The 24,421-nt window shown below is 73.9% G+C and carries 33 protein-coding genes and 1 riboswitch; of the genes, 11 read left to right on the plus strand and 22 right to left on the minus strand.

Annotated elements, in window-relative coordinates:
- Positions 1-3: 3 nt before the first annotated feature.
- The 6 genes from K6T13_RS03240 to K6T13_RS03265 all read right to left on the minus strand — a co-directional run bounded on the left by K6T13_RS03240 (position 4) and on the right by K6T13_RS03265 (position 3,456).
- Entirely contained in the window at positions 4-282 is a 279-nt protein-coding gene (locus tag K6T13_RS03240; RefSeq protein ID WP_222897104.1) for a hypothetical protein, read from the minus strand.
- Positions 283-422: 140 nt separating this feature from the next.
- Positions 423-710: a contact-dependent growth inhibition system immunity protein gene (locus K6T13_RS03245; RefSeq protein ID WP_222897105.1), complete on the minus strand. Its 288-nt coding sequence runs from the start codon at positions 708-710 to the stop codon at positions 423-425.
- A gap of 1 nt (position 711) precedes the next feature.
- Entirely contained in the window at positions 712-2,100 is a 1,389-nt protein-coding gene (locus tag K6T13_RS03250; RefSeq protein ID WP_222897106.1) for an RNase A-like domain-containing protein, read from the minus strand.
- Positions 2,097-2,399, minus strand: coding sequence for a WXG100 family type VII secretion target (locus K6T13_RS03255; protein WP_222897107.1), 303 nt, complete (start codon positions 2,397-2,399; stop codon positions 2,097-2,099). The genes K6T13_RS03250 and K6T13_RS03255 overlap by 4 nt, the downstream gene beginning before the upstream one ends.
- The gene (locus K6T13_RS03260; RefSeq protein ID WP_222897108.1) at positions 2,396-2,707 is read right to left on the minus strand and encodes a WXG100 family type VII secretion target; all 312 of its coding nucleotides are present in this window, start codon (positions 2,705-2,707) and stop codon (positions 2,396-2,398) included. Before K6T13_RS03260 ends, K6T13_RS03255 begins: the two co-directional genes overlap by 4 nt.
- A gap of 26 nt (positions 2,708-2,733) precedes the next feature.
- Entirely contained in the window at positions 2,734-3,456 is a 723-nt protein-coding gene (locus K6T13_RS03265) for a YwaF family protein (protein ID WP_222897109.1), read from the minus strand.
- 54 nt (positions 3,457-3,510) lie between these two features.
- On the opposite strand from K6T13_RS03265, the gene K6T13_RS03270 reads away from it, so the two are divergent.
- Both K6T13_RS03270 and K6T13_RS03275 read left to right on the plus strand, forming a co-directional pair.
- Entirely contained in the window at positions 3,511-3,891 is a 381-nt protein-coding gene (locus K6T13_RS03270) for a DoxX family protein (protein ID WP_222897110.1), read from the plus strand.
- 4 nt (positions 3,892-3,895) lie between these two features.
- Positions 3,896-4,786, plus strand: a complete 891-nt coding sequence (locus tag K6T13_RS03275; RefSeq protein WP_222897111.1) for a haloalkane dehalogenase — start codon at positions 3,896-3,898, stop codon at positions 4,784-4,786.
- A 6-nt stretch (positions 4,787-4,792) separates the two neighbouring features.
- Here the strand turns inward: K6T13_RS03275 and K6T13_RS03280 are convergent, their stop codons facing one another.
- Complete coding sequence (locus K6T13_RS03280) at positions 4,793-5,464, minus strand: nitroreductase family protein (protein ID WP_222897112.1); 672 nt, start codon at positions 5,462-5,464, stop codon at positions 4,793-4,795.
- Positions 5,465-5,532: 68 nt separating this feature from the next.
- On the opposite strand from K6T13_RS03280, the gene K6T13_RS03285 reads away from it, so the two are divergent.
- Entirely contained in the window at positions 5,533-5,718 is a 186-nt protein-coding gene (locus tag K6T13_RS03285; protein WP_222897113.1) for a DUF1918 domain-containing protein, read from the plus strand.
- A 10-nt stretch (positions 5,719-5,728) separates the two neighbouring features.
- Here the strand turns inward: K6T13_RS03285 and K6T13_RS03290 are convergent, their stop codons facing one another.
- From K6T13_RS03290 to K6T13_RS03320, 7 genes are all read right to left on the minus strand, one after another.
- Complete coding sequence (locus tag K6T13_RS03290) at positions 5,729-6,580, minus strand: class I SAM-dependent methyltransferase (RefSeq protein WP_222897114.1); 852 nt, start codon at positions 6,578-6,580, stop codon at positions 5,729-5,731.
- A gap of 149 nt (positions 6,581-6,729) precedes the next feature.
- Positions 6,730-8,382 (minus strand): LuxR family transcriptional regulator, encoded by a 1,653-nt coding sequence (locus tag K6T13_RS03295; protein WP_222897115.1) that lies wholly within the window; start codon positions 8,380-8,382, stop codon positions 6,730-6,732.
- A 65-nt stretch (positions 8,383-8,447) separates the two neighbouring features.
- Entirely contained in the window at positions 8,448-9,068 is a 621-nt protein-coding gene (locus K6T13_RS03300; RefSeq protein ID WP_222897116.1) for a hypothetical protein, read from the minus strand.
- Positions 9,065-9,958, minus strand: coding sequence for a hypothetical protein (locus K6T13_RS03305; protein ID WP_222897117.1), 894 nt, complete (start codon positions 9,956-9,958; stop codon positions 9,065-9,067). The genes K6T13_RS03300 and K6T13_RS03305 overlap by 4 nt, the downstream gene beginning before the upstream one ends.
- 28 nt (positions 9,959-9,986) lie before the next feature.
- Positions 9,987-10,856 (minus strand): ATP-binding cassette domain-containing protein, encoded by an 870-nt coding sequence (locus K6T13_RS03310; protein ID WP_222897118.1) that lies wholly within the window; start codon positions 10,854-10,856, stop codon positions 9,987-9,989.
- Positions 10,853-11,680 carry a zf-HC2 domain-containing protein gene (locus tag K6T13_RS03315; RefSeq protein ID WP_222897119.1) on the minus strand — a complete coding sequence of 276 codons (828 nt, stop codon included), beginning with the start codon at positions 11,678-11,680 and terminating at the stop codon, positions 10,853-10,855. Before K6T13_RS03315 ends, K6T13_RS03310 begins: the two co-directional genes overlap by 4 nt.
- Entirely contained in the window at positions 11,677-12,258 is a 582-nt protein-coding gene (locus K6T13_RS03320; protein WP_222897120.1) for an RNA polymerase sigma factor, read from the minus strand. The genes K6T13_RS03315 and K6T13_RS03320 overlap by 4 nt, the downstream gene beginning before the upstream one ends.
- Before the next feature lie 71 nt (positions 12,259-12,329).
- Here K6T13_RS03320 and K6T13_RS03325 point away from each other — a divergent pair, with 71 nt between their 5' ends.
- Positions 12,330-13,556 (plus strand): FAD-dependent oxidoreductase, encoded by a 1,227-nt coding sequence (locus K6T13_RS03325; protein ID WP_222897121.1) that lies wholly within the window; start codon positions 12,330-12,332, stop codon positions 13,554-13,556.
- Here the strand turns inward: K6T13_RS03325 and K6T13_RS03330 are convergent.
- Positions 13,553-13,927 carry an SRPBCC family protein gene (locus K6T13_RS03330; RefSeq protein WP_222897122.1) on the minus strand — a complete coding sequence of 125 codons (375 nt, stop codon included), beginning with the start codon at positions 13,925-13,927 and terminating at the stop codon, positions 13,553-13,555. The two genes, K6T13_RS03325 and K6T13_RS03330, sit on opposite strands and share 4 nt — an antisense overlap.
- 11 nt (positions 13,928-13,938) lie before the next feature.
- Positions 13,939-14,424: a TspO/MBR family protein gene (locus K6T13_RS03335; protein WP_222897123.1), complete on the minus strand. Its 486-nt coding sequence runs from the start codon at positions 14,422-14,424 to the stop codon at positions 13,939-13,941.
- Between the two features lie 38 nt (positions 14,425-14,462).
- On the opposite strand from K6T13_RS03335, the gene K6T13_RS03340 reads away from it, so the two are divergent.
- Positions 14,463-14,891, plus strand: coding sequence for an SRPBCC family protein (locus K6T13_RS03340; RefSeq protein ID WP_222897124.1), 429 nt, complete (start codon positions 14,463-14,465; stop codon positions 14,889-14,891).
- A 3-nt stretch (positions 14,892-14,894) separates the two neighbouring features.
- Complete coding sequence (locus K6T13_RS03345; protein ID WP_222897125.1) at positions 14,895-16,382, plus strand: cryptochrome/photolyase family protein; 1,488 nt, start codon at positions 14,895-14,897, stop codon at positions 16,380-16,382.
- Here the strand turns inward: K6T13_RS03345 and K6T13_RS03350 are convergent, their stop codons facing one another.
- Together K6T13_RS03350 and K6T13_RS03355 are read right to left on the minus strand one after the other, a co-directional pair.
- Entirely contained in the window at positions 16,383-17,015 is a 633-nt protein-coding gene (locus K6T13_RS03350; protein ID WP_222897126.1) for an HAD family hydrolase, read from the minus strand.
- A gap of 116 nt (positions 17,016-17,131) precedes the next feature.
- Positions 17,132-17,746: a GyrI-like domain-containing protein gene (locus tag K6T13_RS03355; protein WP_249423910.1), complete on the minus strand. Its 615-nt coding sequence runs from the start codon at positions 17,744-17,746 to the stop codon at positions 17,132-17,134.
- 123 nt (positions 17,747-17,869) lie between these two features.
- On the opposite strand from K6T13_RS03355, the gene K6T13_RS03360 reads away from it, so the two are divergent.
- The 3 genes from K6T13_RS03360 (at position 17,870) to K6T13_RS03370 (ending at position 19,826) form a co-directional block, all read left to right on the plus strand.
- Entirely contained in the window at positions 17,870-19,138 is a 1,269-nt protein-coding gene (locus K6T13_RS03360) for an HNH endonuclease signature motif containing protein (RefSeq protein ID WP_222897127.1), read from the plus strand.
- 132 nt (positions 19,139-19,270) lie between these two features.
- Positions 19,271-19,468, plus strand: a complete 198-nt coding sequence (locus tag K6T13_RS03365; protein ID WP_222897128.1) for a hypothetical protein — start codon at positions 19,271-19,273, stop codon at positions 19,466-19,468.
- A gap of 38 nt (positions 19,469-19,506) precedes the next feature.
- A riboswitch (guanidine-III (ykkC-III) riboswitch) is annotated at positions 19,507-19,564 on the plus strand.
- 10 nt (positions 19,565-19,574) lie between these two features.
- Positions 19,575-19,826, plus strand: coding sequence for a CBU_0592 family membrane protein (locus K6T13_RS03370; RefSeq protein WP_222897129.1), 252 nt, complete (start codon positions 19,575-19,577; stop codon positions 19,824-19,826).
- Here the strand turns inward: K6T13_RS03370 and K6T13_RS03375 are convergent.
- Positions 19,814-20,233 (minus strand): hypothetical protein, encoded by a 420-nt coding sequence (locus K6T13_RS03375; protein WP_222897130.1) that lies wholly within the window; start codon positions 20,231-20,233, stop codon positions 19,814-19,816. The two genes, K6T13_RS03370 and K6T13_RS03375, sit on opposite strands and share 13 nt — an antisense overlap.
- A 74-nt stretch (positions 20,234-20,307) precedes the next feature.
- On the opposite strand from K6T13_RS03375, the gene K6T13_RS03380 reads away from it, so the two are divergent.
- On the plus strand, positions 20,308-20,931 hold the full coding sequence (locus tag K6T13_RS03380; RefSeq protein WP_222897131.1) for a hypothetical protein: 624 nt from the start codon (positions 20,308-20,310) through the stop codon (positions 20,929-20,931).
- A gap of 23 nt (positions 20,932-20,954) precedes the next feature.
- Here K6T13_RS03380 and K6T13_RS03385 read toward each other — a convergent pair whose 3' ends face one another.
- Both K6T13_RS03385 and glgA read right to left on the minus strand, forming a co-directional pair.
- Complete coding sequence (locus K6T13_RS03385; RefSeq protein WP_249423911.1) at positions 20,955-21,362, minus strand: DUF2237 family protein; 408 nt, start codon at positions 21,360-21,362, stop codon at positions 20,955-20,957.
- Complete coding sequence (gene glgA, locus K6T13_RS03390; protein ID WP_222897132.1) at positions 21,359-22,549, minus strand: glycogen synthase; 1,191 nt, start codon at positions 22,547-22,549, stop codon at positions 21,359-21,361. The genes K6T13_RS03385 and glgA overlap by 4 nt, the downstream gene beginning before the upstream one ends.
- Positions 22,550-22,588: 39 nt before the next feature.
- On the opposite strand from glgA, the gene glgC reads away from it, so the two are divergent.
- Positions 22,589-23,848 carry a glucose-1-phosphate adenylyltransferase gene (glgC, locus tag K6T13_RS03395; protein WP_222897133.1) on the plus strand — a complete coding sequence of 420 codons (1,260 nt, stop codon included), beginning with the start codon at positions 22,589-22,591 and terminating at the stop codon, positions 23,846-23,848.
- A 6-nt stretch (positions 23,849-23,854) separates the two neighbouring features.
- On the opposite strand, the gene K6T13_RS03400 is transcribed toward glgC, so the two are convergent.
- Positions 23,855-24,421, minus strand: coding sequence for a mismatch-specific DNA-glycosylase (locus tag K6T13_RS03400; protein WP_222897134.1), 567 nt, complete (start codon positions 24,419-24,421; stop codon positions 23,855-23,857).

Below are 24,421 nucleotides of genomic sequence, written 5' to 3' on the forward strand. Positions count from 1 at the left end.
GCGTCAGCCCCGGTCGGTGGTCCCCGGTCGCATCCACGAGTCGCGGACGCCGTTCTCGGTGCCCGGGACGGAGTTGCGGTTGCCGCGACGGTCCCAGGAGTCCCAGGCGCCGCCGGTGTTCACGACCTTCGCGGGCTGCCGGCCCGGGGAGGTGACGTCGTCGCCGGTCAGCGCGGCGATCCCGAAGCCGGCCCCGACGGTCAGCAGGGCCCCTCCCATGGCGAGCGCGGCGCTCTTGACGGAGATGTGATGGTGTCCCGGGTGGGCGGTGGTGATGGTCATGACGGCTCCCCCTCGTGTCGTGTCTGCAGTCGTCAGTGGCCACCGTTGTGCCGCACGTCGGTATCCACCCGGTCTCGGAGCGGTAACGGGGCGGTAATGGGGCGGTCAGCGGGCGTCGGCCGGGCAACCGGGGAAGCGGCTCAGGGGCCGTGGGTGCGGGCGCGCTCGGCGATGCGCTCGAGGAACGCGCGGGGGCCACCACGTTCCGGATCGCCCAGGTAGTAGGACCCCTTGTGCCACAGCACGCTCTCGAGCGCCTCGTCAGAGGGCGCCCCGGCAAGGACGTGATCGACCTCCTTCCGCAGCTGCTCCGCCAGCTCGGGGTCGGCCTGCAGGAAGGCGTCTATCTGCTGCTGCTCCGTGCCTTCGTGTCGCCAGTCGGGGTGGAAGTAGGCGCCGAGCAGGTTCTCCAGGAGTGGGGTGTCCACGTCATCTCCCTACCGGGTGGGGGAATCCGGTCACAACCCGGAATCCGTCGGGCATTCCGGCATCCTTGCGCAGAATCACGCGGAGTCCGGTGGGGAACTCGGGTCCAGCGGGTCCCACGCTGATCCCGACAGGGCGACCGAGGTCATGGCTGACGAGAAGGTTGCGCCCTCCGCCGCCGGACATCCAGTCGTCGACCTTCTGCGCGTTGCCGCGAAGGGCGGCGGCGACGAAGGTCTCTGCCTCGTCCTGATTGCGGAAGGACGACGCGTAGGGCAACCCCTCGGCGGCGCGACGTTGCGCGAGCTGAGCCTCGCTCTGGCCCACGTGCTTGCTGATCGTGTGACCCCCACCGCGCTCGTGGGCCCGGAGCCAGCCGCGGCGCCAGCGGGCAGGGCCGAGGACGAGGTGGCCCGCCTCGGTGCGGGTGGGCAGGCCGAGGAAGCGGTCGAGCCGCGCCCGCTGGGTGGCGACCGAGGCACGGGTGGCACGGACCGAGGCCGCGATCGCCGACGTGGTCGACCGCAGCGACGCCAGCACGGCGAGGAAGCGGGGCGACTGCTTCGCGACGCGCGCGGCGATGGCGCCCAGACCCACCGCCGCTCCGGCGCCGGCGGTGACGGCCGCGAGGGCGGCGCCGATCACGACCCCCTCGACGACGAGCCGGAGCACCTCGTGCACCAGCGCCAGGACCTCGGCGCGACGAACCTCGACCGCGTCGGCGTACGCCTCGCACTTCACGCCGAGCCCGAAGCAGGAGTCCGCCAGCTCGTCGACGGTCGCGCGCAGGTCGCTCGCCGCGTCGACGGCCAGCGGGATCTCGGGGGAGCGCTGGGACTCGAGCGTGGTGGCAGCCACCCCGGCGAACCCGGCGGCGTCGCGGAGCGACCCGCCGATGCGGCGCCACACGGCCGACGCCGCGCGGAGTGCGGCGACGTCGGCGTCGGGCCACACGAAGCCCTCGAGGTGGTCGAGGACCCAGGCCTGCTGTGGCGTCAGCGCTGGCAGGTCACCGCCCAGCGAGGTCGGCAGCGTCGTCGGGAGCACCGCTCGGTCGGCGTCGTCGGCCACCGGCGCACACGGCTCGACGACTACCGAGCCGCCGACCAGCGAGCGTGCCTCGGCCCGTCGGTGGTTGTCGGCCGACTCCCGGGTCAGCCGCCCGAGGGTCGCGAAGGCGGTCACGGCGTCCCGGACGCCGGCGAGCAGCTCGTCCGCTGCTCCGTCGTACGCCGCCGCGAACTCGGTGCCGGAGGCGTCGTCACCCGCCATCCCGGCCAGCGGGGCGAGTCCGGTCACGAGGAGATCGTGGGCCTCGGCGACCGCGTGGTTGCCGGTGCGGAACGCGTCCGCCGCGGCGACGTAGCTGCCGGCCTCGACGTCGAGGATCATCCGACCTGCCGCCACATCGCGAGGTTCGTCTCCCCGGCCGTCGCGTAGTTGCGGCGGGCGGTCCCGGCGGCGCCGGCCATCGCCGCGAGCGCCGTGCGCATCTGCGCGAAGCCGTGGTCCCACCTCGCCTGCGCGACGAGGTGCGCCGCGGCCGCGGCGCCCTCCCAGTCGTCGTGCAGCCGCGCGACCCGGGCGCCGAGGCGGTCGGCCAGCGCGACCAGCCGGGCATGGTCACGTTCCAGCTGCGCGACCACGTCGGCGAGGTGGTCGAGGTCGACGCGGAACCGCTCGGGGGTCATCCGCCCAACCGCCCGTGGAGCCGGTCGAGCCCGGCGGCCGTCGCCGTGTCGGTCGCCGTCAGGTCGCGCCGGGTGGCCGCGAGGGCGTCCCGGAGCGCACCCAGCGCCTCCCGGACCTCTTCCTCGCCGGCCAGCCAGTCCTGCCACGCCTCGTCGAAGGACGCCGCGGCCGCTCCCGCCCAGCTCCCGTCGAGGAGCAGCCCGACCTGGCGCGCGGCCGACGTGCGCGTCTCCGCCAGCTCGGCGACCGCCCCGCCGACCGCCGCGAGCGCGTCGTCGACGGTGGTGTGCCCGAGAACGATCTGCATGCCCCGAGCATCACCGAGATCCGCGGTCAGCGGCGAGCGCTGTCCACAGGGTCTGCCGGTGCCCGGCTGCGCGCCCGCACCCACGGCCACGTCGCCAGCGCCCACGCCGCCAGCAGGATGGCGATCTCCGCCGCGACGTACCAGGGCCACGGGCCGAGCAGGTCGAGGATGGTGGCGCTGCCGGGCTTGCGGTTGAGGAACCCGTAGTTGGTGCCGGCCAGCAGGTTGAAGCCGAACACGGCGAGCGCCCACACCGCGGTCACAGCCACGGCGAGCCGGTAGCCGCGCCAGTCCGGCGTCACCCGGCGCCCCCACGTCAGGTAGGCCGCGGCCCAGATCGTGCCGATGTGCATCCCCCAGAACAGCCAGAACACCGGGTGGCCGACGGGCTGCTCCAGCGTCGGGGTCGCGATGGCCTGGGGGGTGAGGGTGAGACCCCAGAAGTAGGTCAGGGCCACGGCCCACCACCGTCGCGTCCAGAGCGCGTACGCCGCCACGACCGAGGCCACGTCGCACAGCTGGATCGGGATCGTGGTCTGCAGGTCCCAGTAGGCGGGCGTGAAGTACAGGACCTGGAGCGGGATGGTGGTCACGAGGATCGCGATCGCCAGCACCTTGCCGAGCCGGTCGCGGTCGTCGCGCACGCGTCGGCCCGCGACGGCCAGACCCACCGCCCCGCCCACCAGGACCAGCACCGCCACCAGGTGGGCGGTGCCGTAGGGCTCGAACTGCTCCGCGGTGGCGAGCACGCCACCATCATCCCGCGCCCGGCATATCTGCGCGCCGGTGCGGGTTGCCCCGGTATGAACATCTTCCTGTGGGTGCTCACCGTGGGGCTCGCCGTGGCCTTCCTCGGCGCCGGGGTGATGAAGCTGACGAGGACCAAGGAGGACCTCCACCAGGCAGGGATGGGCTGGGTCGAGGACTTCTCGCAGCCGACGATCCGCATGATCGGCGTGCTGGAGCTGCTCGCCGTGGTCGGGCTGATCCTCCCGGCGGTGCTCGACATCGCCACCGTCGTCGTGCCGCTCGCGGCTCTCGGCCTCGTGCTGCTCATGCTCGCGGCGGCCGGGACCCACGTGCGCCGGGGCGAGTGGCAGTACGTCGGTGTCACGAGCACCCTCCTGGTGCTGGCCGCCGTCGTCACCTACGGCCGGTTCGGCCCGGCGCCGGTGGGAGGCTGACCCCGTGACCGACGCGCTGCGCACCCCCGACGAACGGTTCCGGGACCTCCCCGACTACCCCTTCGCACCTCATTGGACCGAGCTCGCGAACGGGTTGCGGATGCACCACGTGGACGAGGGCCCGGCTGACGCGGACCCGGTGCTGATGCTCCACGGCGAGCCCACGTGGAGCTATCTCTACCGCCACATGGTCCGCGGCTTCGCCGACGCCGGGTTGCGGGCGGTCGCCCCCGACCTGATCGGGTTCGGCAAGTCCGACAAGCCCCGCCGCCGTCACGACTACAGCTACCAGTCACACATGGACTGGCTGACCGAGTGGCTGCTGGCCCACGACCTGCGCCGGATCACGCTCGTCTGCCAGGACTGGGGCTCGCTGCTCGGGCTGCGGCTGGTCGCCGAGCAGCCCGACCGGTTCGACCGGATCGTCGTCGCCAACGGCTTCCTGCCCATCGCCGACCGGCCCGCCCCGACGGCGTTCCGGCTGTGGCGGGGCTTCGCCGTGCGGACCCCGGTGTTCCCGGCGGGCTGGATCGTCGAGGCCGGCACGCGCCGCCGGCTGGGGCGGGCCGAGCGAGCGGCGTACGACGCGCCGTTCCCGACCCGCGCCCACCAGGCCGGCGCGCGGGCCTTCCCGGCGCTGGTCCCGACGACTCCCGACGACCCCGCCGTCCCCGCCAACCGCGAGGCCTGGCGTCGGCTGGGGGAGTGGGAGAAGCCGGTGCTGACCGTCTTCGGCACCGGCGACCCCATCCTCGGCCGGGCCGACCGCCCGCTGCAGCGCCACCTCCCCGGCGCCGCGGGGCAGCCGCACGCCCGCGTCAGCGGCGGGCACTTCGTGCAGGAGGACGCCGGCGAGGAGATCGTGCGGCGCACCCTGGCGTGGATGGCCGCCTGACCCCGCTCAGAGCTCGACCAGCACCTCGCTGAGCGGCTTGCGGGTGATGTCGGGCACCCGCGCGTCCGGCGCCGGGTAGCCCACCGGGATCAGCACGAAGGGCCGCTCGTGCGCGGGCCGCTCCAGCACCTGGTTGATCCACTTCATCGGCGACGGGGTGTGGGTCAGCGTCGCGAAGCCGGCGCGGTGGAGCGCCGCGAGCAGCAGGCCGACCGCGAGGCCCACCGACTCCTTGGCGTAGTAGGGCTTCGGGGTCTCCGTACTGCCGTGGACCTCGAACACCGCGATCACGACGGGCGCCTCCTCCAGGAACGGCTTGCGCCAGTCGGTGCCGAGCGGGGCGAGGGCCGCCAGCCACTCCTCCGACGCGCGGGCCTCGTAGAAGGTGCGCTCCTCGTCCTCGGCGCCCTGCCGCAGCAGCCGCTTGCGCTCGGCGTCGGTGACGACGACGAACCGCCACGGCTGCAGGTTCGCCCCGCTGGGCGCGGTCGCGGCGGCCCGGACGGCCTCGCGCACGGCCTCGAGCGGGATCTCCTCGGTCGAGAAGTCCCGGATCGTCCGTCGCCCGGCCATCTCGTCGGCGAACTCGCGGCAGCGGGCGACCGACTCCTCGGGTCTGGGCCGCGGCCGGGCGGGCGCGGGCACGGTCGGGTGGTCCGGGAGCTGGTCGGGGGTCACCCGCCCATCCTGCCCTTGCCGCCGACCCAGGGCCGGAGCAAGGTGGAGGGAAGCACGGAGGTGGTGTGATGCACGCGAACGTGGGCGACCGCCTGGTCGTCGAGAGCAACAAGGTCGACACGCCTCGGCGTGAGGGCGAGATCGTCGAGGTGCGTGGCGAGGGCGGCGGCCCGCCGTTCCTGGTCCGCTGGAGCGACGGGCACGAGGGGCTCACCTTCCCGGGGCCCGACGCGCACGTCGTCCCGGCCGGCTGACACCTACCGGTCACGCCCTCGTGGCGACGACCACGAGGTACTCGTAGGCGTACTCCGCGCCCGGCCCGTCGGGCGTGCGGTTCGCCCCGGTGGCGAAGGCGAGGAAGTCGCGGTCGAAGGCGGCCCGGCGCTCCGGGTCGTCGGCCAGCGCGGCGTACGTCGCGGCGACCGGCCCGAAGGTCTCGGTGAACAGGTCGCAGTAGGCCTGCGGGCTCGCGGCCCGCTCGAGGTAGGTCCGGCGCTCGGTGCGGAGGTCGCTGACGCGGTCGCCGAACAGCGACCGGACGTGGTCCTCGTCCCCCCACAACGGCGGCGGCAGGGCGCCGGGCGGTGGCGGCGGCAGGTAGGGCGCGAGCGCACCGAAGAAGTCGGAGATCAGTCCGGTCGGCGTGAAGTTGAGCATCCCGATGGTCCCGCCGGGTCGGCACACGCGGGTCAGCTCGTCCGCGACGACCTGGTGGTCCGGGGCGAACAGGGCGCCGAACGACGACGTCACGCAGTCGAACTCCCCGTCGGCGAACGGCAGGGCCTCGGCGTCCGCCTCCACCCACTCCAGCTCCACCCCGACCTCAGCGGCCTCGCGTCGGCCCGCCTCGAAGTTCTCCGGCGTCAGGTCCGAGGCGATCACCCGGGCACCGCGCTGTGCGGCGCGGATGGCGGTGTTGCCCGTGCCGGCGGCGACGTCGAGCACCCGGTCGCCGGCCCGGATCCCGCAGGCCTCGACCAGCACCTCACCCCCGCCCCACACGGTCGCCTTGGCGAACCGGTGGTAGTCGCCCTGCGCCCACGCCGCCCGCGTCGCGGCCTTGAGCTGTCGGTCCAGCTCGGTGCTGTAGGGCGCCTCGGTCCTCACCCTGGTCATGGCTCCTCCTCGGCCGGGTCGCACGCTCGGCGACCCTCTTGGCGACTCTTGGGGCGACCGTAGGTCCGCGAGGGAGGGGTGCGCTTCGCCGTAACCGACCACGTCGGTGGCCCCCGGACTGGCCGGTTCTGGCTACGCCCGGAGGGCCGTCACCCCCGGCCGGTGTCGCGCTGGAGCCAGTGGGCGGCCGCGGCGGTGCGGGAGGTCAGGCCGAGCTTGCGCAGGAGGTTGGTGACGTGCCGGTGGACGGTGTGCTCGGAGATCCCGAGCCGCTCCGCGACGTCCCTGTTGGCCAGCCCCTCGGCGACGAGGGACAGCACCTCCTGCTCGCGCGGGGTCAGTCCCTCCTCGCGCTCCGCCCCGGTCCGTCCCAGCAGGTCGCGGGCCCGTCGTGCCTCGGCCTCCGCGCCGAGGCCGACCAGCACTGCGCACGCCGCCTCCGCCTCGCGGTGCGCCTCGTGGCCGCGGCCGAGGGCGGTGAGGGTGGTGGCGAGGTCGAGCCGTGCCACGGCCGCCTCGTACGGCGCACCCAACCGGTCGAAGCGGTCGACGGCGTCCTCGAGGAGCCGCCGCCCCGACTCGTGCTCCCCCGCGGCGGCGTCGACGACCCCGCGGGCGGCGTCGGCGGCAGCCAGCACGGGTTCGGTCCCGATCAGGCGGGAGACCTCCTGCAGCGACCCGAGGGCGTCGCGGGCACCGGCCAGGTCGCCGCTGGCCACCCGGGCCCGGACCAGCAGCTCGTACGCCGGCGCACGGGTGAGCCGCGACCGCTCGGAGGTGCCGCGGAGGTGGCGCTCGGCCAGCTCGACCGCCCGGCCCGGCCGACCCTCGTCGAGGGCGAGGCGCGCCCGGGTCAACCAGGCCGGCGTCGACCCGCCGGCGCGCTCGAGGAGGGACCGGGCGTCGTCGGCCCGTCCCTGCCGGCGGCGCAGCTCGGCCAGGCCCTCGATCGGGCGGCCGACCATCCCCGGCCGGGAGCGTCCGAAGTCCTCGACCGAGCCCTCGAGCATGGTCTCGGCGTCGCGCCACCTGCCCTGCCACAGGTAGACGGCGCCGTACTCGGCCCGGCACGTCGCCAGCAGGTAGCGGCTGCCGTAGCGCTCGGCGAGCTCCTCGATCCGCTCGCACCACTGACCCGCCCGCTCGAAGTCGCGCACCGCGTTGCAGGAGCCCACGAGGAAGCAGCAGGCCCAGGCCCCCGAGATCGGGATGGTGGTCTCGCCGGCGAGGGCGGCGGCGGTGGCCTCGTCGAGGCATCCCATGCCTTCCTCGACGTCCGCCTCCGAGACGAGCACGGCACCGCGGAGCGCCAGCCCGAGGACCTCCAGGTCGGGCACGCCGAGGTCCCGGCCGACCTCGGCCGCCCGGGTCGCCAGCTCGAGCGCCCGCCCGGTGTCGCCGACGATCCGCGCGAGGTAGCCCTCCTGGAAGGCGAGCCACCCGTGCTCGGGCACGTCCGGGAGGCCGTGCAGGTGTTGGTGGGCGCGACGGAGCCAGCCCTGCGCCACGGCCGTGGCGCCCCGGAAGTCGACCTCGTCGGCGGCGAGCCAGGTCGCCATCCGGGCGGCGTCGACCGGGCTCTGCCGCGTGAGGTAGAGCCGGTAGGCCGCCTCGCGCGCCGCGAAGACGGTGTCGGCGTCGTCGAGCCACCAGGCGGCCCAGCTCAACCCCTCGTGGGTGCCGGGGTCGTCACCGAGCGAGCCGGCGAAGGCGGCGCGGGCAGAGTCCCACTCCGCGGCCGCCAGGTGTCGCCAGCCGGCCGCGAGCCGGTCGGCTCTCGCCGCGTCGCGCGAGCCCGTCACCTTGCCGATTGTCGTCGCTGTCGTCCCCGGGTGCCACGGGTCGCGCGTGCGTGCCTCAGGATGCGTCAGCGTGGGGTGCCGACGAGCCGGGCTACGGTGCGGTCGGACACGGGGGCGAGCGCGGCGAGCAGGAGCAGGCCCGCGACGCCGGCGGCGACCAGCCAGGCGGTCCGGACCGGGTCGCTGAACGGCCCCAGCGGGTAGGGCGAGTCGATGCCCAGGAACCCGACGGTGACCACGGGGGCGAGGATCGCGACGGCGAGCACGGCGGCCAGCCCGGAGCCGGGTCGCGCCACGCCCCGCCGCGATGCGAGACCGGCGGCGCCGAGGCCCGTGCCGACGGCGACAGCACCGATCAGCAGCCAACCGGGCCGCGACAGCGGCAGGTCGCCGGGACGTGCCAGCACGACGGCCGCCCAGAGGGCGAGCGGCAGCAGGGCCACGGCGGCCCGCGCCGTACGCCGCCAGTCGCTGCCGCGCGGGGTGACGGTCACGACCGAGGTGGCCGGCTCGTCGAAGACGAAGCCCGCGGCGGCGGCGCAGCAGGCGAGCAGGGCCGGCAGCATCATCGGGGAGCTCTCGGGCCAGCGTGCGACGAGCGCAGCCACGACCGCCGCGGCGGCGCAGCAGCCGAGGACCGGCTGCCACGCCACGCCGCGGCGGAGGTACCAGGCCCGCTGGGTCACGTGGCGACCTGGAACGGGACAGGCTTCGACTGGCGGTTCTCCGACGGTCCGGTGGTCGTCGCGAGGGCCAGGCAGGCCAGTCCGACGACGGTGACACCGACGATCGCGGTGGTGAGCCGCGAGCTGCGCGCGGTGCGGTCGTGCCAGATCGCGACCAGCCCGGCAGCGGCACACAGGCACAGCAGGTAGCCGGTGTAGAAGGCGGGGTTGCCGGCGTAGACGAAGGCGGTGCCGTCGGGCCAGCTGCCCGAGTGCCAGAGCGCCCACGGCGCCCACAGCCGCATCCTCGACTCCTCGGTGTCGGCGGGGAGCTCGGCGAGGATGCTCAGCGCCACGAGGGCCACCACGGCCACCGCCGCCGCTCCGGGGAAGTGGAGCCACCGGCCGACCAGCACGCCCACCACGGCGCCGCCCAGGCACGCGACGGGGCCCAGGGCGACGAGGATGCTCCAGACCTGCCAGTCGGGCATGGTGCCGAACCACCACTCGTGGGGATGCACACCCATGATCGCGGTCAGGACCAGCACCGCGCCCGTGAAGACGACACCCGCCGCGAACGGCACGACGCAGGCCGCCAGCAGGGCGGCGGTGCGCCGCGCCTCGGTGCCCGGAGCGGTGGCGACCGCCTCGACGGCCGTCTCGGTCGACCGCGTGAGCCGGGCGGTGGCCACCAGGCTGGGGAGGCCGATGAAGAAGGCCGGCAGCACCGGGACCGAGAGGAGGTCGGACGCGACGGGGTCGTCGTCGAGGACGATGGTGAGCGCCAGGACGCCGAAGGCGAGCAGGGTGCCCACGAGGAAGGCGGGGTGCCGCGCGAGCCGTCGGGCCTCGATGGCGGCCATCGCCCGGGTGCCGGCGGTGCCGGTCGCGGGCAGCGAGATGCTGGTCATGGTGACTCCCGGTGTGTGTGGTGGGTTCTCAGGCGGGGGCGTGGGCGGTGCGGGCGTCCGCACCGAGCATCAGCAGGTAGGCGTCCTCGAGCGTGGGCTCGGCAGGTGCCGCGCCCGGAGGCGGGGTGCCGCCCACGACGTGGTGTCGGCCGGTACCGGTGCGCCAGCTGACCAGCGCGTCGGGGCCGGGCTCGTCGGCGAGCCAGACCTGGCCGGCGGCCGTGGCGACCATCTCGGTGACCGGTCCGTCGAAGCGGATCGAGCCGCCGGCGAGCACGACGACCCGCTCGCACAGCGCTGCGACGTCCTCGGTCTGGTGGGTCGAGAGCAGCACGGCGCACTGGCCGGCGGCGGCCGAGAGGGTACGTCGCAGGTCGGCCCGCTGCGTCGGGTCGAGACCGGTCGTTGGCTCGTCGAGGACCAGGATCCGCGGGTCGCCGATGAGCGCCTGGGCGAGCCCGACCCGGCGCCGCTGGCCGCCGGACAGCTTGGCCACGCGCTTGGTGGCCAGGTCGCCCAGACCCACCAGGTCGAGCACCCGGCGTACCTCACGGGCCCGGCGGTCGCGGTCGTTCCACTCCTTCAGGACGGCGACGTACTCGACGAACCCGAAGGCGGTCATGTCGGAGGGGAACCCGAGCTCCTGCGGCAGGTAGCCGAGCTCGCGGCGGACGGCGGTCACCTCGGCGTGGGAGGCGTGCGGGTCACGGCCGAGCAGCCGCACCTCGCCGCGGTCGGCGGCGATCGAGGTCGCGACGATCCGCAGCAGCGTGGTCTTGCCGGCGCCGTTGGGCCCGAGCAGCCCGGTGACACCGCGGTCGAAGGCGAGGTCGACCCCGGCCAGCGCCTGCGTCCGGCCGTAGGACTTGGTGACCCCGCTGAGGTCGATGGCGTTCACAGAACGGCTCCGATCTGACGGTCCGCCCGGGAGCGGATGACGAGGACCAGGCACGCGACCGCGGCCAGGACGAGGTAGGCGAGCTGCTGGTCGGCCTCGATGGGCCACGTGGCCGGGAGCCGGCGCAGCGGGGCCACGACGACCACGCTCCACCCGACGGCGACCACCGCAGCGGCGGCACGCGGGCCCACGAAGCTCGACAGCGCCAGCAGCACCGGCACCAGCATCAGCGCCGGGCCGAGCCACGCCGCAGCCACCCAGAGGGGACCCGGAAGCAGCAGACCCAGGGCCGCAGTGGCCGGCAGCACCGTGACCAGCACCGCCACCGTGCGGATCAGGACCAGCCGGGTCCGGCCCACGGGCGCGGTCACGACCAGGGTCTCCAGCGGGTCCTCCTGCGGGCCGTACGCCGCGGCCACCCCGAGCACGGGCACCAGCGGTGCCACCAGCAGGAACGGGGCCAGCGTGAGGCCCTCGGCGAGGGCGGTGGCCACCACGGCGAAGGCGACGGCGACCACGGCGCTGACCAGCCACGCGGTCCGCAGCGAGGCGGCCGCGGCGAGCAGCACCGCGGTGGAGTCGGGCAGCCCCAGCCGGCGGGCGAGCCGGATCGGCAGCGGCAGCGGCGGGCTCTGGACGGCGTCGCGGACGCCGCGCCAGGCGAGCTCGAGCGGGTTCGGGTCGACGTGGCCGCGGATCGCGGTGCGGCACTCGGCGCAGCGCGTCAGGTGCTGCTCGACCGAGGCGGCGGCGACCGCGTCGAGGCGGCCCGCGACGTACGCCGCCAGCAGCTCGTCGTCGGTGTGCCAGGTCCGGGTGCTCATCGCCATCCCTCCTGCGGCTCGGTGAGGGCGCCCCGCAGCTGCGCCTTGGCCCGGTGGAGCCGGGTCTTCACGGTGTTCTCACGGACACCGAGCAGCCGCCCGGCCTCCTTGGTGGTCAGCCCGTCGAGGACCACGGCCTGCACCACCGCGCGGAACTCCGGCGACAGCCGGCGCAGGGCACCGGCGAGGTCGCCGTACTCCACGCCGAGCAGCACCTCGTCCTCCGCGCTCGGCCCGGTGGAGCTGGACCGCGCGGCGTCGGGCTGGGTCGTTTCCCAGTCAGGGAGGAGGATCAGGTCCTTGCGCGACCTCAGCCGCGACACCATCCGACGGAAGGCGATCCCCCACAGCCAGGCCGCGACCTCCCCCTCGCCGCGGAACTGTCGGGAGTCCTTCCACAGGGCGACGAAGGTGTCCTGCACGACGTCGAGGACGACCTCGGCGTCGTTGCAGCGGCGCACCAGCCGGGCGTGGAGCCACGCGGCGTGCCGGTCGTAGAGCTCCTTGAGGGCGCCGGTGTCACCGTCGGCGACCAGCCCGATCAGCTCGGCGTCACTGCGGCCCCCCGTACCCTCCATGCCCTCACTGTCGCACCGGGTGGCCGAAATGGTTCCCGGTCCGGTCAGGTCGGGTTGGCTAGGTTGACGACATGCCGCTCCCCGCCCGTGCCGACGTCGTCGTCGTGGGCGCGGGACTGGCCGGGCTGGCCGCCGCGGTCCGGCTCCAGGAGGCGGGCGTCGAGGCGGTCGTCGTCGAGGCCGCCGAGGCCGTGGGGGGCCGCGTCCGGACCGACGTCGTCGACGGCTTCCGGCTCGACCGCGGCTTCCAGCTCCTCAACCCGGCCTACCCCGAGGCGCAGCGGGTGCTCGACCTCGACGCGCTGGACCTGCAGCCCTTCCAGGCGGGGCTCGTCGTGGCCTGCGCCGGCGGCCGCTGGATCCTGGGAGACCCCCGGCGGATGCCGGGCTCCGTCGTGCACGGCCTCACCGCCCCGGTCGGTTCGCTCAAGGACAAGGCGGCCCTGGTCCGGTGGGTGACCGGGGTGGCGTTCGGCTCGCCCGACACCGTCCTGCACGCCCCGGACCGACCGCTGATCGAGGAGCTGCACCACCGCGGCGTCGGCGACGTGATGGTCGACCGGGTGCTGCGGCCCTTCCTCGCCGGGGTGCTCGCCGAGGAGGAGCTCACCTCCTCGCAGCGGATGGCCTCGATGCTGCTGCGGTCCTTCGCCCGCGGCAACCCGTCGCTGCCGGCGCTCGGCATGCAGGCGATGCCCGACCAGCTGGCGGCCCGGCTCGCGTCGGACTCGCTGCACCTCGGCGTCCGGGTCGGGTCGGTCGCCGGGGGCGTCGTCGCCACCGACGCCGGGTCGGTCCGTGCGGGTGCTGTCGTGGTCGCGGCCAACGGCCACACCGACAGCGCGCTGGGGGTCCCCGGCTCCCCGACCCGGTCGCTCACCACCTGGTGGTACGCCGCCGAGCACCCGCCGATGGACAAGGCGCTGCTGCACGTGGACGGCGAGGCACGCGGCCCGGTCACCAACACCGTCGTGGTCACCAACGCGGCGCCCAGCTACTCCGCCGACGGGCGGGCGCTGGTCGCGGCGACCGTCGTCGGTGCGCGTCCCGAGCTCGGTGGCGACGTACGCCGGCACGTGCGGCAGATCTACGGCGCCGACTCCTCCGGGTGGGAGGAGCTGCGGGTCGACGTGGTCGAGCACGCGCTGCCCGCCCACCCGCCGGGTCAGCCGCTGCAGCAGCCGGTGGACCTCGGCGACGGCCTCTTCGTCGCCGGCGACCACCGCGACACCCCCTCGATCCAGGGGGCGCTGGTGTCGGGGCGCCGCGCGGCCGACGCGGTCCTGGCCGCGCGCTAGGACACCAGCCGCTTCAGCGCGAGCCGGGCGAGCGGCAGGTAGGGCACCACCAGCGGCCACGGGGCGTGCACGTCCACCCATGCGGCGCTGCCCTCGTCGGTGCCGTCGACGCCGTGCTCCATCGTCACGGCGACCGGCCGCATCCCGACCCGCCACGACCACCGGCACGCCTCGTCCTCGACGCTCAGCACCTCGAACGGCGCGCGCGCCCACAACGGGCCGAGGACCCAGCCCCGGTCGCCGGGCAGCACCGGGTCGACGGTGCCGACGACCCCGGTGATCTGGGGTGACCAGGACGGCCACTCGGCGGGGTCGGTGTAACGGCGCCAGACCTCTGCGGCCGGCGCGGGTCCCGTGGCCTCGATGCGCATGCGTCCCCTCGTCAGTTGAGCTGCCAGATCGCGGCGTTGAGCAGGGTGGCGAAACCCACCCACGCAAGGTACGGCACCAGCAGCAGCGCGGCAGCCGTCGACGTACGCCGGAAGAGCGCCGTGGTCACGGCCACCGCCACCAGCAGCACCACGATGTCGACCAGCGCCCAGCCGATGAGCCCCAGCCCGAAGAACAGCGGCGTCCAGGCCGCGTTGAGCACGAGCTGCACCACCCACAGCGTGAGCGAGCGGGTCCAGCCGTCACGGCGCCAGACCAGCCAGGCGGCGACGGCGATCGCGACGTAGAGCACGGTCCAGACCGGTCCGAAGAGCCACGACGGCGGCGCGAAGCCCGGCAGCTCCAGCTCGCGGTAGGTCTCCGGCGCCGACCCGGCGGCCCAGCCCCCGAGGCCCGCGGCCACCGCGACCGCCAGCAGGAAGCCGGGCAACGCGGCCCACCGTGCGCCGGTCCGTCCTGGGGGTGCCGAGGTCGTCATGGACCCAGTTTGAGGGACTGCTGGCTAGTGTCGAGGCCATGGAGATCCAGCGCAGTGTCGAGACCCAGGCCTCCCCGGACGCCGTCTTCGCCTACCTCAGCGACTTCACCAACACCACCGACTGGGACCCGGGCACGGTGTCCACCGAGCTCGCCCAGGGCGACGGTGGCGTCGGCTCGGTCTACCACAACGTCTCGGAGTTCAACGGCCGCAAGACCGAGCTCCGCTACACCGTCGTGGAGCACCAGCCGCCGAACCGGCTCGTGCTCCGCGGCGAGAACAAGACCGTCACCGCGGTCGACACGATGGCGATCGAGCCGAGCGGCTCCGGCACCCGGGTGACCTACACCGCCGACTTCGAGTTCAAGGGCCTCGCCAAGCTGGTGACGCCGTTCCTCGGCGGTGCCTTCAAGAAGCTCGGCGACGAGGCCGAGGAGGGGCTGCGCGAGGCCCTCGCCCAGCTCTGACCCATGGCCGCGCTGCGGTGGCTGTTCGGGGACCAGCTCGGGCCGCACTTCATCGACGACCACCGCGGACCGGTGCTGCTCGTCGAGTCGCGTGCCGTGCTGGCCCGCCGGCAGTTCCACCGCGCCAAGGCCCACCTCGTCCTGTCGGCGATGCGCCACCGGGCGCGCGAGCTGGGTGACAAGGCGACCTACGTCCGGACCGACGGCGGGTACGCCGACGTGGTGCGGTCGCACGCGGGGGACCAGCCGCTCGAGGTGGTCCACCCGACGTCGTACGCCGCCCTCGGACTGGTCGAGCGGCTGGGCGCCTCGGTGCTCGAGCCGCGGGGGTTCGCCACGTCGCGTGACGACTTCACGCGGTGGGCCGAGGGTCGCGGCGGCAAGCGGCTGCTGATGGAGGACTTCTACCGGCGGGCGCGGCAGGCCCACGAGGTGCTGCTCGACGGCACCGGCCCGGCCGGTGGGAGGTGGAACTTCGACCACGAGAACCGCGAGCCGCCGCCGCGCGACGCCGACACGCTCGGCGTACCGGAGCCGTGGTGGCCCGAGGAGGACGAGGTCGACGAGGAGGTGCGCGACGACCTCGACCGGTGGGAGCGGGACGGGCACGTGTCCTTCATCGGTCGGGACGGGCCGCGCCGGTTCCCCGCCACGCGTCGCCAGGCCCTCGCGGCGCTCGACCACTTCGTCGAGCACCGGCTGCCGCACTTCGGGGCGCACGAGGACGCGGTGATGGAGGGCGACCCGTGGATGGCGCACTCGCTGGTCTCCGCCCCGCTCAACCTCGGTCTGCTCGAGCCGCTCGAGGTGGTGCGCCGGGCCGAGGAGGCCTACCTGGCCGGTGACGCACCGATCGCCTCGGTGGAGGGGTTCGTGCGTCAGGTGCTCGGCTGGCGCGACTACGTGTGGCACCTCTACTGGCACTTCGGCGACTCCTACCGGCGTCGCAACGCGCTGTCCGCCACCGAGCGGTTGCCGCGGTGGTTCGCGACCCTCGACGGGTCGGCCACCGACGCGCGGTGCCTGTCCCACACGCTCGACCAGGTGGCGACGTACGGCTGGGTGCACCACATCCCTCGGCTGATGGTGCTCGGCTCCTACGCGATGCAGCGCGGCTGGTCGCCGACGCAGGTGACCGACTGGTTCCACCGGGCGTTCGTCGACGGCTACGACTGGGTGATGGTGCCCAACGTCGTCGGCATGAGCCAGCACGCCGACGGCGGTGAGATGGCGACCAAGCCCTACACCTCCGGCGGCGCCTACCTGAGCAAGATGACCGACCACTGCGGCTCGTGCCGCTTCGACCGGCGGAAGCGGGTGGGGGAGGACGCGTGCCCGTTCACCGCGGGCTACTGGTGGTTCCTCTCGCGCAACCGGTCGGAGCTCTCCGGCAACCACCGGATGGGGCGCGCGCTGCAGGGGCTCGACCGGCTCTCGGACCTCGACGAGCTCGTGGCGCAGGAGGAGAAGCGGGGCAACCGCGCGCCATGACTAGGTGAACAGGCCGGTGACGTCGGTGAGGCGCTCGATCTCGCCGGTGCCCGAGGAGCGGTCGATCAGGACGCTGCGGATGCCCAGGGCCGTGGCGCCGTCGCAGAACCGCTGCTGGTCGTCGACGAACACCGCGTCCTCGGCCGGGACCCGGAGCTCGGTGAGCGCTGCCGTGTAGATCCGGGGGTCGGGCTTGGCGGCACCGACCTCGCAGGAGAGGACGGCGGCATCGACCAGGTCGAGGAGGCCGAGCCTGTCGAGGAGGGGTCGGGTGTTGTCGGCGCAGTTGCTCACGAACGCGGTGCGCACGCCCCGGGCCGCCAGCTCCTCCAGGAACGGGACCGTGTCCTCGTGGAGGACGGCGAGCTCGTGGATCAGCTCCCGGTCGCGGGCGACGAGCCGGTCGAGCTCGGCGTCGTCGGTCACGGCGTCCAGCCCCCGCAGCGCCTCGCCGAGCGCCGTCCGGAGGCTCGCGCGCCCGTCCGACACCTGGTCGCCCCACGGGCTGACGGCCGCCATGAACGCCTCGGGCTCGACCCGCGCGAGCGAGGCGATCTCGCGCGTGTGGTCGTGGAAGTCGACGCTCAGCACCGTCTCGTAGACGTCGATCAGGCAGGCGGCGTACGACGGCACGGGAGCCACGCTAACGAGAACCTGGCGCCTTCGGTGCCCTCGCGGTGCCATGGTGGACGCTTCCTGGGCGACCAGATGGGTGGTGGCGGCGGGGCCGCCTGACGGCTCGCGTCTCGCTACACGCGCTCGACTGGCTGGCGCAGGATGGTGCGCAGCTTCTCGGGCGCAACGCGTCGGGCGTCGCTGAGGTAGACCTCGTGGTGCCTCCCGGTCATCCGCAGGCCGGAGTCGGGGATGAAGCGGTCGTGCATCTCGGCGAGGACGTCGGCCTCGGCGTCGTAGGGGCCGACGTGGAGGGTCTGGACGCTGAGTCCTTCCTCCAGCGTCTCGAGGCGTACGTCGTCGAGACGGGTCGGACGGTCCTTGGCCGCGACCTTCGCGACCGCCTGGGCGACGAGGTCGGCCGGGACCCAGTCGGGGGTCATGATCATGGCGGTCCACGACCACCGGGACTTGTCCCGGGCCGACGTGAAGGCGGTCATGTCGTCGGCCCACCACAGGGCCTCCAGGGGAGGGACGACGTAGTCGCGTCCCAGCTCGCGCTTGCTGGCGAACTTCAGGCCGTAGGCCACCGGGTAGAGGGCGGCCAGCGCGTCGGCGTACTCCCGTGAGGTGTTGGGGTCGCCGTGGCCGTCGACCATCAGGTACCGCAGCGGCGGGATCTCGACGACCCGGAACACGCCGCGTCGCGCGGCGTAGGAGTCGAGGGACTTCTTGGGGTCGACCTTCACGGGACGAGTATGCGAGACGTTCGCGGGACCGGCTTCCGTCCACAGCCCGGGTCGTCCGAGAGTTCTGAACAGGGGTCGTCCGGGTGGTCGGTCTCTGTCCTTGGGGCGGCCTAGCGTCGGGGTATGAGCCAGTCCACTGTTCCGTTTCCGCACCCGTACCTGGGGTGTGTGGCGGCGGTGGCGGCTGCGGTGGACGGGGTGGTGGGTGCGAACCCGGTGTTCCTGTCTTCGGCGGCGAAGGCGGAGGTGCTGCTGGGGTTGTCGGAGCAGGTCGCGCGGTTGGAGGGGCTGCGGCTCGCGGTGCTCGCGGCCGCCGGCGACGTCGCGGAGGAGCACGGGGCCCGGACCGCGGGGGCGTGGTTGGCGCACCAGGCGCGGTTGGAGCGGCCCGAGGGCCGGAGGCTGCAGCGGTTGGCCGAGGCGCTGGACCAGCGGTGGTCGGTGGTGGCGGCGGCGTTGTTGGCCGGTGAGGTCAGTCGGGCGCAGGCGGAGGCGATCGTCGCCGCCCTCGAGGCGTTGCCCGGTGACCTCGACCCCGAGCTGCTGGGGAGGGCGGAGACCCGTCTGGTGGGACTGGCCGCGGAGTTTGGGCCGGCGCAGCTGCGCCGGCTGGGGCAGCGGATCCTGGACGTGGTGGCCCCCGCGGTGGCCGAGGAGCACGAGCGTCGTGCCCTCGAACGTGCCGAGCGGCGTGCCCGGGTCCGGATGCGGGTCCGCCGGCAGGACCTGGGCGAGGGGCTGGTGCGGATCACCGCCGACCTGCCGGTGCTGCACGCCGACCTGCTCTACACCCAGCTCCACGCCCACGCCTCACCACGACGCGACCACCTCGAGCAGCTGGCGCACGTGGACCGCCGCGACCCCGAGTCCGGAGAACGGGTCCCCTACGCCACGTTGCTGGCCCAGGGGTTCTGCAGCCTGCTCGAACGGCTCCCCCAGCAGGCGGCGCCCCGGCACGGTGGGGATGCGGCGTCGCTGGTGGTGACCATCGACCACGACCGGCTCGCCGAGCAGGTCGGGGTGGCCCGGTTGGGCACCGGGCACGCGATCAGCGTCGGGGAGGCCCGCCGGCTGGCCTGCAGCGCCGGGATCCTCCCGATGGTCCTCGACGGCGCCTCCCAACCCCTCGACGTCGGCCGGACCAAACGCCTCCACACCCCCGCGATGCGCAAGGCCCTCGCCGTGCGCGACCGCGAGTGCCGCGCCGAGGGCTGCGACATCCCCGCCGCCTGGACCGAAGCCCACCACCAGGCCCCCTGGTCACACGGCGGACCCACCACCGTCAACGACGCCGTGCTGCTCTGCTCCTGGCACCACCACCGCGCCCACGACCGCCGCTACGACACCCGACGCCTGCCCAACGGCGACCTCCGCTTCCACCGACGGACCTAGACCGACGCGCCCTCCTGCGTCTCCGGCTCGCCCGGATGGTGTATGTCGCGGCGCGTCGGACGTCGCCGGCCCCGGAAAGGGGTTCACTGGAGCTCGAGCTGCTTGTCCCGGAAGCCCAGGAAGGAGGCCGCCATGAACCGGATCACCTTCGTCGAGGGGGAGCGCTACGACGCGACGTTCCGCCGCCTCGACGGCAGCCTGCGGACGTACCTGTTGCTGGTCCACCAGGGCCGGGTGCTCCTCGACTCCTTCGACCTCGGCGCGGTCGAGGACTTCCCGTTCGAGTGGCACCCCTGGAGCGAGGCACGGTTCGAGCAGCGGAGTGCGTGAGGTCCAGGGTCCCCAGCTAGCCTGACCTGCGGCGGTCCACTCCCGGCGCCGCCCCGGACGAGACGCGCCGTACCCGGCCCTGCACGACGACGCACCAGGAGTCGTCATGCTCGTCGTCGAGATGTCCGGAGCCGCGATGGTGCTGCTCGCGTTCGTGCTCACCCAGCGCGGGGTGCCGCCCCGGTCCCTGCTGATCCTGCTCCTCAACGCCGTCGGTGCCGGGGCACTCTCGGTGATCGCGCTGCTCGAGGAGCGGTGGGGTTTCCTGCTGCTGGAGGGGAGCTGGACCCTGGTCGCCCTCGTCACGCTGTGGCTCACCCTGCGCGTACGCCGCGGCCGACCGGCTCACGCCGGCTGAGCCAGCACCTCGTCCATCGGCACCGGCACCAGGTCGACGTCACAGGCCCGGTGGACCACCTCGACGCTCACACGCGAGATCCGCGCGGCGTCGTAGAGCGACCGCGCCCACGCCTTGTCCTCGAGGGTCAGGCCACCGGCACCGGGACGCGACCGCAAGAAGGCCACCCGGCCACCCGGGACGACGTCGGTGACCAGCATCTGCAGCATCTCGGCGAAGCTCCGCTGCTGCTCGTGGGACGGGAGGCGGTCCGCCTCCTCGATCTGCGTGAGGTGGGGGAGGGGTCGGTGGTCGGCCCGGATCAGCATCAGCCAGATGCTGCGCCCGGAGAACCCGAGCGGGCCCATCAGCCGCGACCAGGTCTCGTGGAGGTCTGACTGGGATCGGATGATCGGTTCGAAGGTCATGTCGAGACCCTGCAACGGAAGCCGGCGCGGCGCGACCGGCCATCCACAGGCCGCTGGTGTGCGAGGGTGCGGCCATGACGCACCCCCCGGCGGCACCCCCCGACCTGCCGCTCGAGGTCCGCACCGGCGACACCCCCGCCCGCGTCACGGTCGCGCTGCTGCGCGCCCGCGGCTGGGTGCTGGCGCTGCTGGTGGGTACGACGCTGGCCGGTGCGCTCGTCAGCGCGGGCGTCGCGGCGATCCCGCAGGCGCTCGCCCTGTCGGGTGCGATGCTGGCGCTGATCGCGGGCGTGGTCGTGGTCGCCGTCTGGATCACCTCCGGCTACTCGCTCACCGTGACGCACACCGAGCTCGTGCTCCGCCGGGTCCGGACCCGGACCCTGGCCCGCGCCGACCTCGGTGAGCTGGTGATCGGCTTCTGCACGGTCCAGGCGACCGACCCCGCCGCGATCCAGCTCTGCATCACGACCCGGCAGGGTCGTCGGTTCGCGACGCTCGGGCTGATCCACTGGCCACCCGACGAGCTGCACCGGGTCGCCTCGGCGCTCGGAATCGAGCCCCGGGACCAGACGCCCGACGACACGAGGCTCTCGCCGCTCTGGATCCGGCGGCCGTTCCTCTTCATCGGCGGGTGGACGGTCGGGGCGTTCGCCCTCGTCATCGTCACGATCGCCGTCGTGATGGCGGTGGCGGGCTGACGCGCAGACCCGGCGGGGCTCCGTCAGTCGAGCGACCCCGGGTCGTCCGGTACGTCGACGGAGTGCTCGGTCAGCACCTCGATCGGGATCACCTCGAGGGCGCGGTAGTTGGTCGAGGACAGCACGATCGGCGCCGCCACCCCGGCCTCGTAGGACTGGCGCCACCGGCCGGCGACGACGCACCAGCGGTCGCCGGGCGCGAGCCCCGGGAACTGCCACTCCGGCCGCGGGGTGGTCAGGTCGTTGCCGACCGACGCCTGGTGCTCGAGAAACTCCGCCGTCATCACCGCGCAGACGGCGTGCAGGCCCGGGTCGAGCGGGCCGCAGGTGCAGCTGCCGTCGCGGTAGAAGCCGGTGACCGGGTCGGTGCCGCACGGCTGCAGCGTGCCGCCGAGCACGTTGCGCTGGGTCACCTGCTCCTGCTCGGTCACGCCACCACCCCGGCGTACACCTCGAGTGTGCGCTCGGCGATGGCGTCCCAGCTGAAGTCCCGCTCGGCACGCTCCCGTCCGGCGCGCCCCATGGCCGCCGCGCGCTCGGGATCGCCGACGAGCGAGGTCAGCGCGTCGGCGAAGTCGGCGACGTACCGGTCGGGGTCCAGGGGAGTGCCGGTGCCGTCGGTGGCCTGCTCGATCGGGACCAGCAGCCCGGTCTCGCCGTGCACCACCACCTCCGGGATGCCGCCCGTCGCGGTCGCGACCACAGCGGTGTCGCAGGCCATCGCCTCGAGGTTGACGATGCCGAGCGGCTCGTAGACCGACGGGCAGGCGAAGACGGTGGCGCTGGTGAGCAACGCGATGACGTCGGCCCGCGGCAGCATCTCCCGCAGCCAGACGACTCCCGTCCGTGCTGTGGCCAGCTCGGACGCCAGGCCCTCGACCTCCGCCTCGATCGCTGGGGTGTCCGGGGCGCCGGCGCACAGGACGATCTGCACCTCGGGCGGCAGCGCGGCGCAGGCCCGGAGGAACAGCGGCAGCCCCTTCTGCCGCGTGATGCGACCGACGAAGACCACGCTCGGCCGGTCGGGGTCCACGCCCAGCTCGCGCACCCGGTCCGGGTCGTCGACGGGGTGCCACGTCGTCGTGTCGATCCCGTTGTGGACGACCTCCACGCGTGCGGGGTCGAGGTCGGGGTAGCAGCGCAGCACGTCGTCGCGCATCGCGGCCGACACCGCGATCACCCGCGCCGCCGCCAGGTAGGCGGTCTTCTCGACCCAGGAGGACACGGCGTACCCGCCGCCCAGCTGCTCGGCCTTCCACGGCCGCAGCGGCTCCAGCGAGTGGGCGGAGACGACGTGCGGGATCCCGTGGAGCAGGCCGGCCAGGTGTCCGGCCATGTTGGCGTACCACGTGTGCGAGTGGACCAGGTCGGCCCCGGCGCAGGCGTCGGCCATGGCGAGGTCGACCCCGAGCGTCCGCAACGCGGCGTTGGCGTCCGCGAGCTCCGCGAGGTCGGCGTACGACGAGGTGCCCGACTCCTCCCGGTCCGCCCCGAACGCGTGGACCCGCGTCTCGACGTCGCCGCGGGCGCGCAGGGCCCGCACCAGCTCGGCGACATGGACACCGGCTCCGCCGTAGATCTCCGGTGGGTACTCGCGGCTCAAGACGTCGACGCGCATGCATCGACGCTACCGCCGATGATCACTAGGTTGGTGGGCATGCCGAGCGAATCGGGACGGGAATCGAGAAGGAACGTCCTCGCGATCGTCCTGGCCGGCGGTGAGGGTAAACGGCTCATGCCGCTCACCGCGGATCGCGCCAAACCCGCGGTCCCCTTCGCCGGCATCTACCGGCTGATCGACTTCGCGCTGTCCAACGTCGTCAACTCCGGCTACCTCAAGGTGGTCGTCCTGACGCAGTACAAGTCCCACAGCCTCGACCGCCACGTCACGCAGACCTGGCGGATGTCCACGATGCTCGGCAACTACGTGACGCCGGTGCCGGCCCAGCAGCGGGTCGGCAAGCGGTGGTACCTCGGCAGCGCCGACGCGATCTACCAGAGCCTCAACCTCATCAACGACGAGAAGCCCGACATCATCGTCGTCGTGGGCGCCGACCACGTCTACCGGATGGACTTCGCCCAGATGGTCGAGCACCACGTGGAGACCGGTGCCGCGTGCACGGTGGCGGCGATCCGGCAGCCGATCGGGCTGGCCGACCAGTTCGGCGTCATCGACGTCGACCCGGAGGACCCCACCCGGATCCGCGACTTCCTGGAGAAGCCCACGAACCCCGACGGCCTGCCCGACTCGCCCGACGAGGTGCTCGCCTCGATGGGCAACTACGTCTTCGACGCCGCGGCGCTCGTGGACGCGGTGACCCGCGACGCCGACCTCGACAGCAGCGCCCACGACATGGGCGGCGACATCGTGCCGGCGTTCGTCCGACGCGAGCAGGCCGCGGTCTACGACTTCAAGGACAACGTGGTGCCCGGTGCCACCGAGCGCGACCGCGGCTACTGGCGCGACGTGGGGACGCTCGGCTCCTACTACGCCGCCCACATGGACGTCGTGAGCCCGCTGCCGATCTTCAACCTCTACAACTTCGCCTGGCCCATCTACACCTCCTACGGGCCGCAGCCGCCGGTGAAGGTGGTCCAGGGGGAGGGCGGCCGCGGGGCCGAGATCGGCGACGCCGTGCTGTCGCCCGGGGTCGTGGTGACCGGCGGCCGCGTGGAGCGCTCGGTCCTCTCTCCCGACGTCCGCGTCGAGCGGGGGGCGGACGTCGAGGACAGCGTGCTCATGAACGGTGTCCGGGTCGGAGCCGGCGCGGTGGTCCGCAACGCGATCCTCGACAAGGGCGTCGTGATCCCGGCGGGGGCCGAGATCGGGCTGGACCCGAAGGCCGACGAGAAGCGCGGGCTCGTGGTCGAGGACGGGCTGACCGTCATGGGCAAGCTGGCCCGCTTCCCGGACTGAGCCGGGTCAGAGCACGCCGGCCGCGCGGGCCGGCGCGGCGTAGGCCGCGGCCAGGGTGTCGATCGTCTCGTGGGCGTTGAGGCCGCTCGGGTTGGGCACCACCCACAGCTCCGCGCCGGCGAGGTCCTCCGGCTGGCGGCCGAGCGCGGCCCGGCGTACGCCGAAGGCGGTGCGGTAGGCCGTCACGCCGGCGACCGCCACCACCCGGGGACGCACCCGCGCGACCAGCGCCGCCAGTGCCTCGCCGCCGGCGTGGAGCTCCTCGTCGGAGAGCTCGGCGGCGCGGGCCGTCGCCCGGCGGGCGAGGTTGGTGATGCCCAGGCCACGGGCGGTGAAGCGGGCGCGGTCCTCGTCGGTCATCCCGTCCGAGGCGCTGACGGGGTGGTCGATGATCCCGGCCCGCAGCAGCGCGGGGTAGAAGCGGTTGGCGGGGTGGGCGAAGTGCGTCTGCGTGGCCGCGGTCCAGAGCCCCGGGTTGATGCCGACGAAGAGCAGCCGCACGTCGGGTCCGAACAGGTCGGGCACCTCGTGGTCGCGGAACTGCTCCAGCTCGGCACGGGTGAAGCGGGCCAT

Origin of the sequence: Nocardioides coralli, from assembly GCF_019880385.1 — a bacterium.
Classification (GTDB): domain Bacteria; phylum Actinomycetota; class Actinomycetes; order Propionibacteriales; family Nocardioidaceae; genus Nocardioides; species Nocardioides coralli.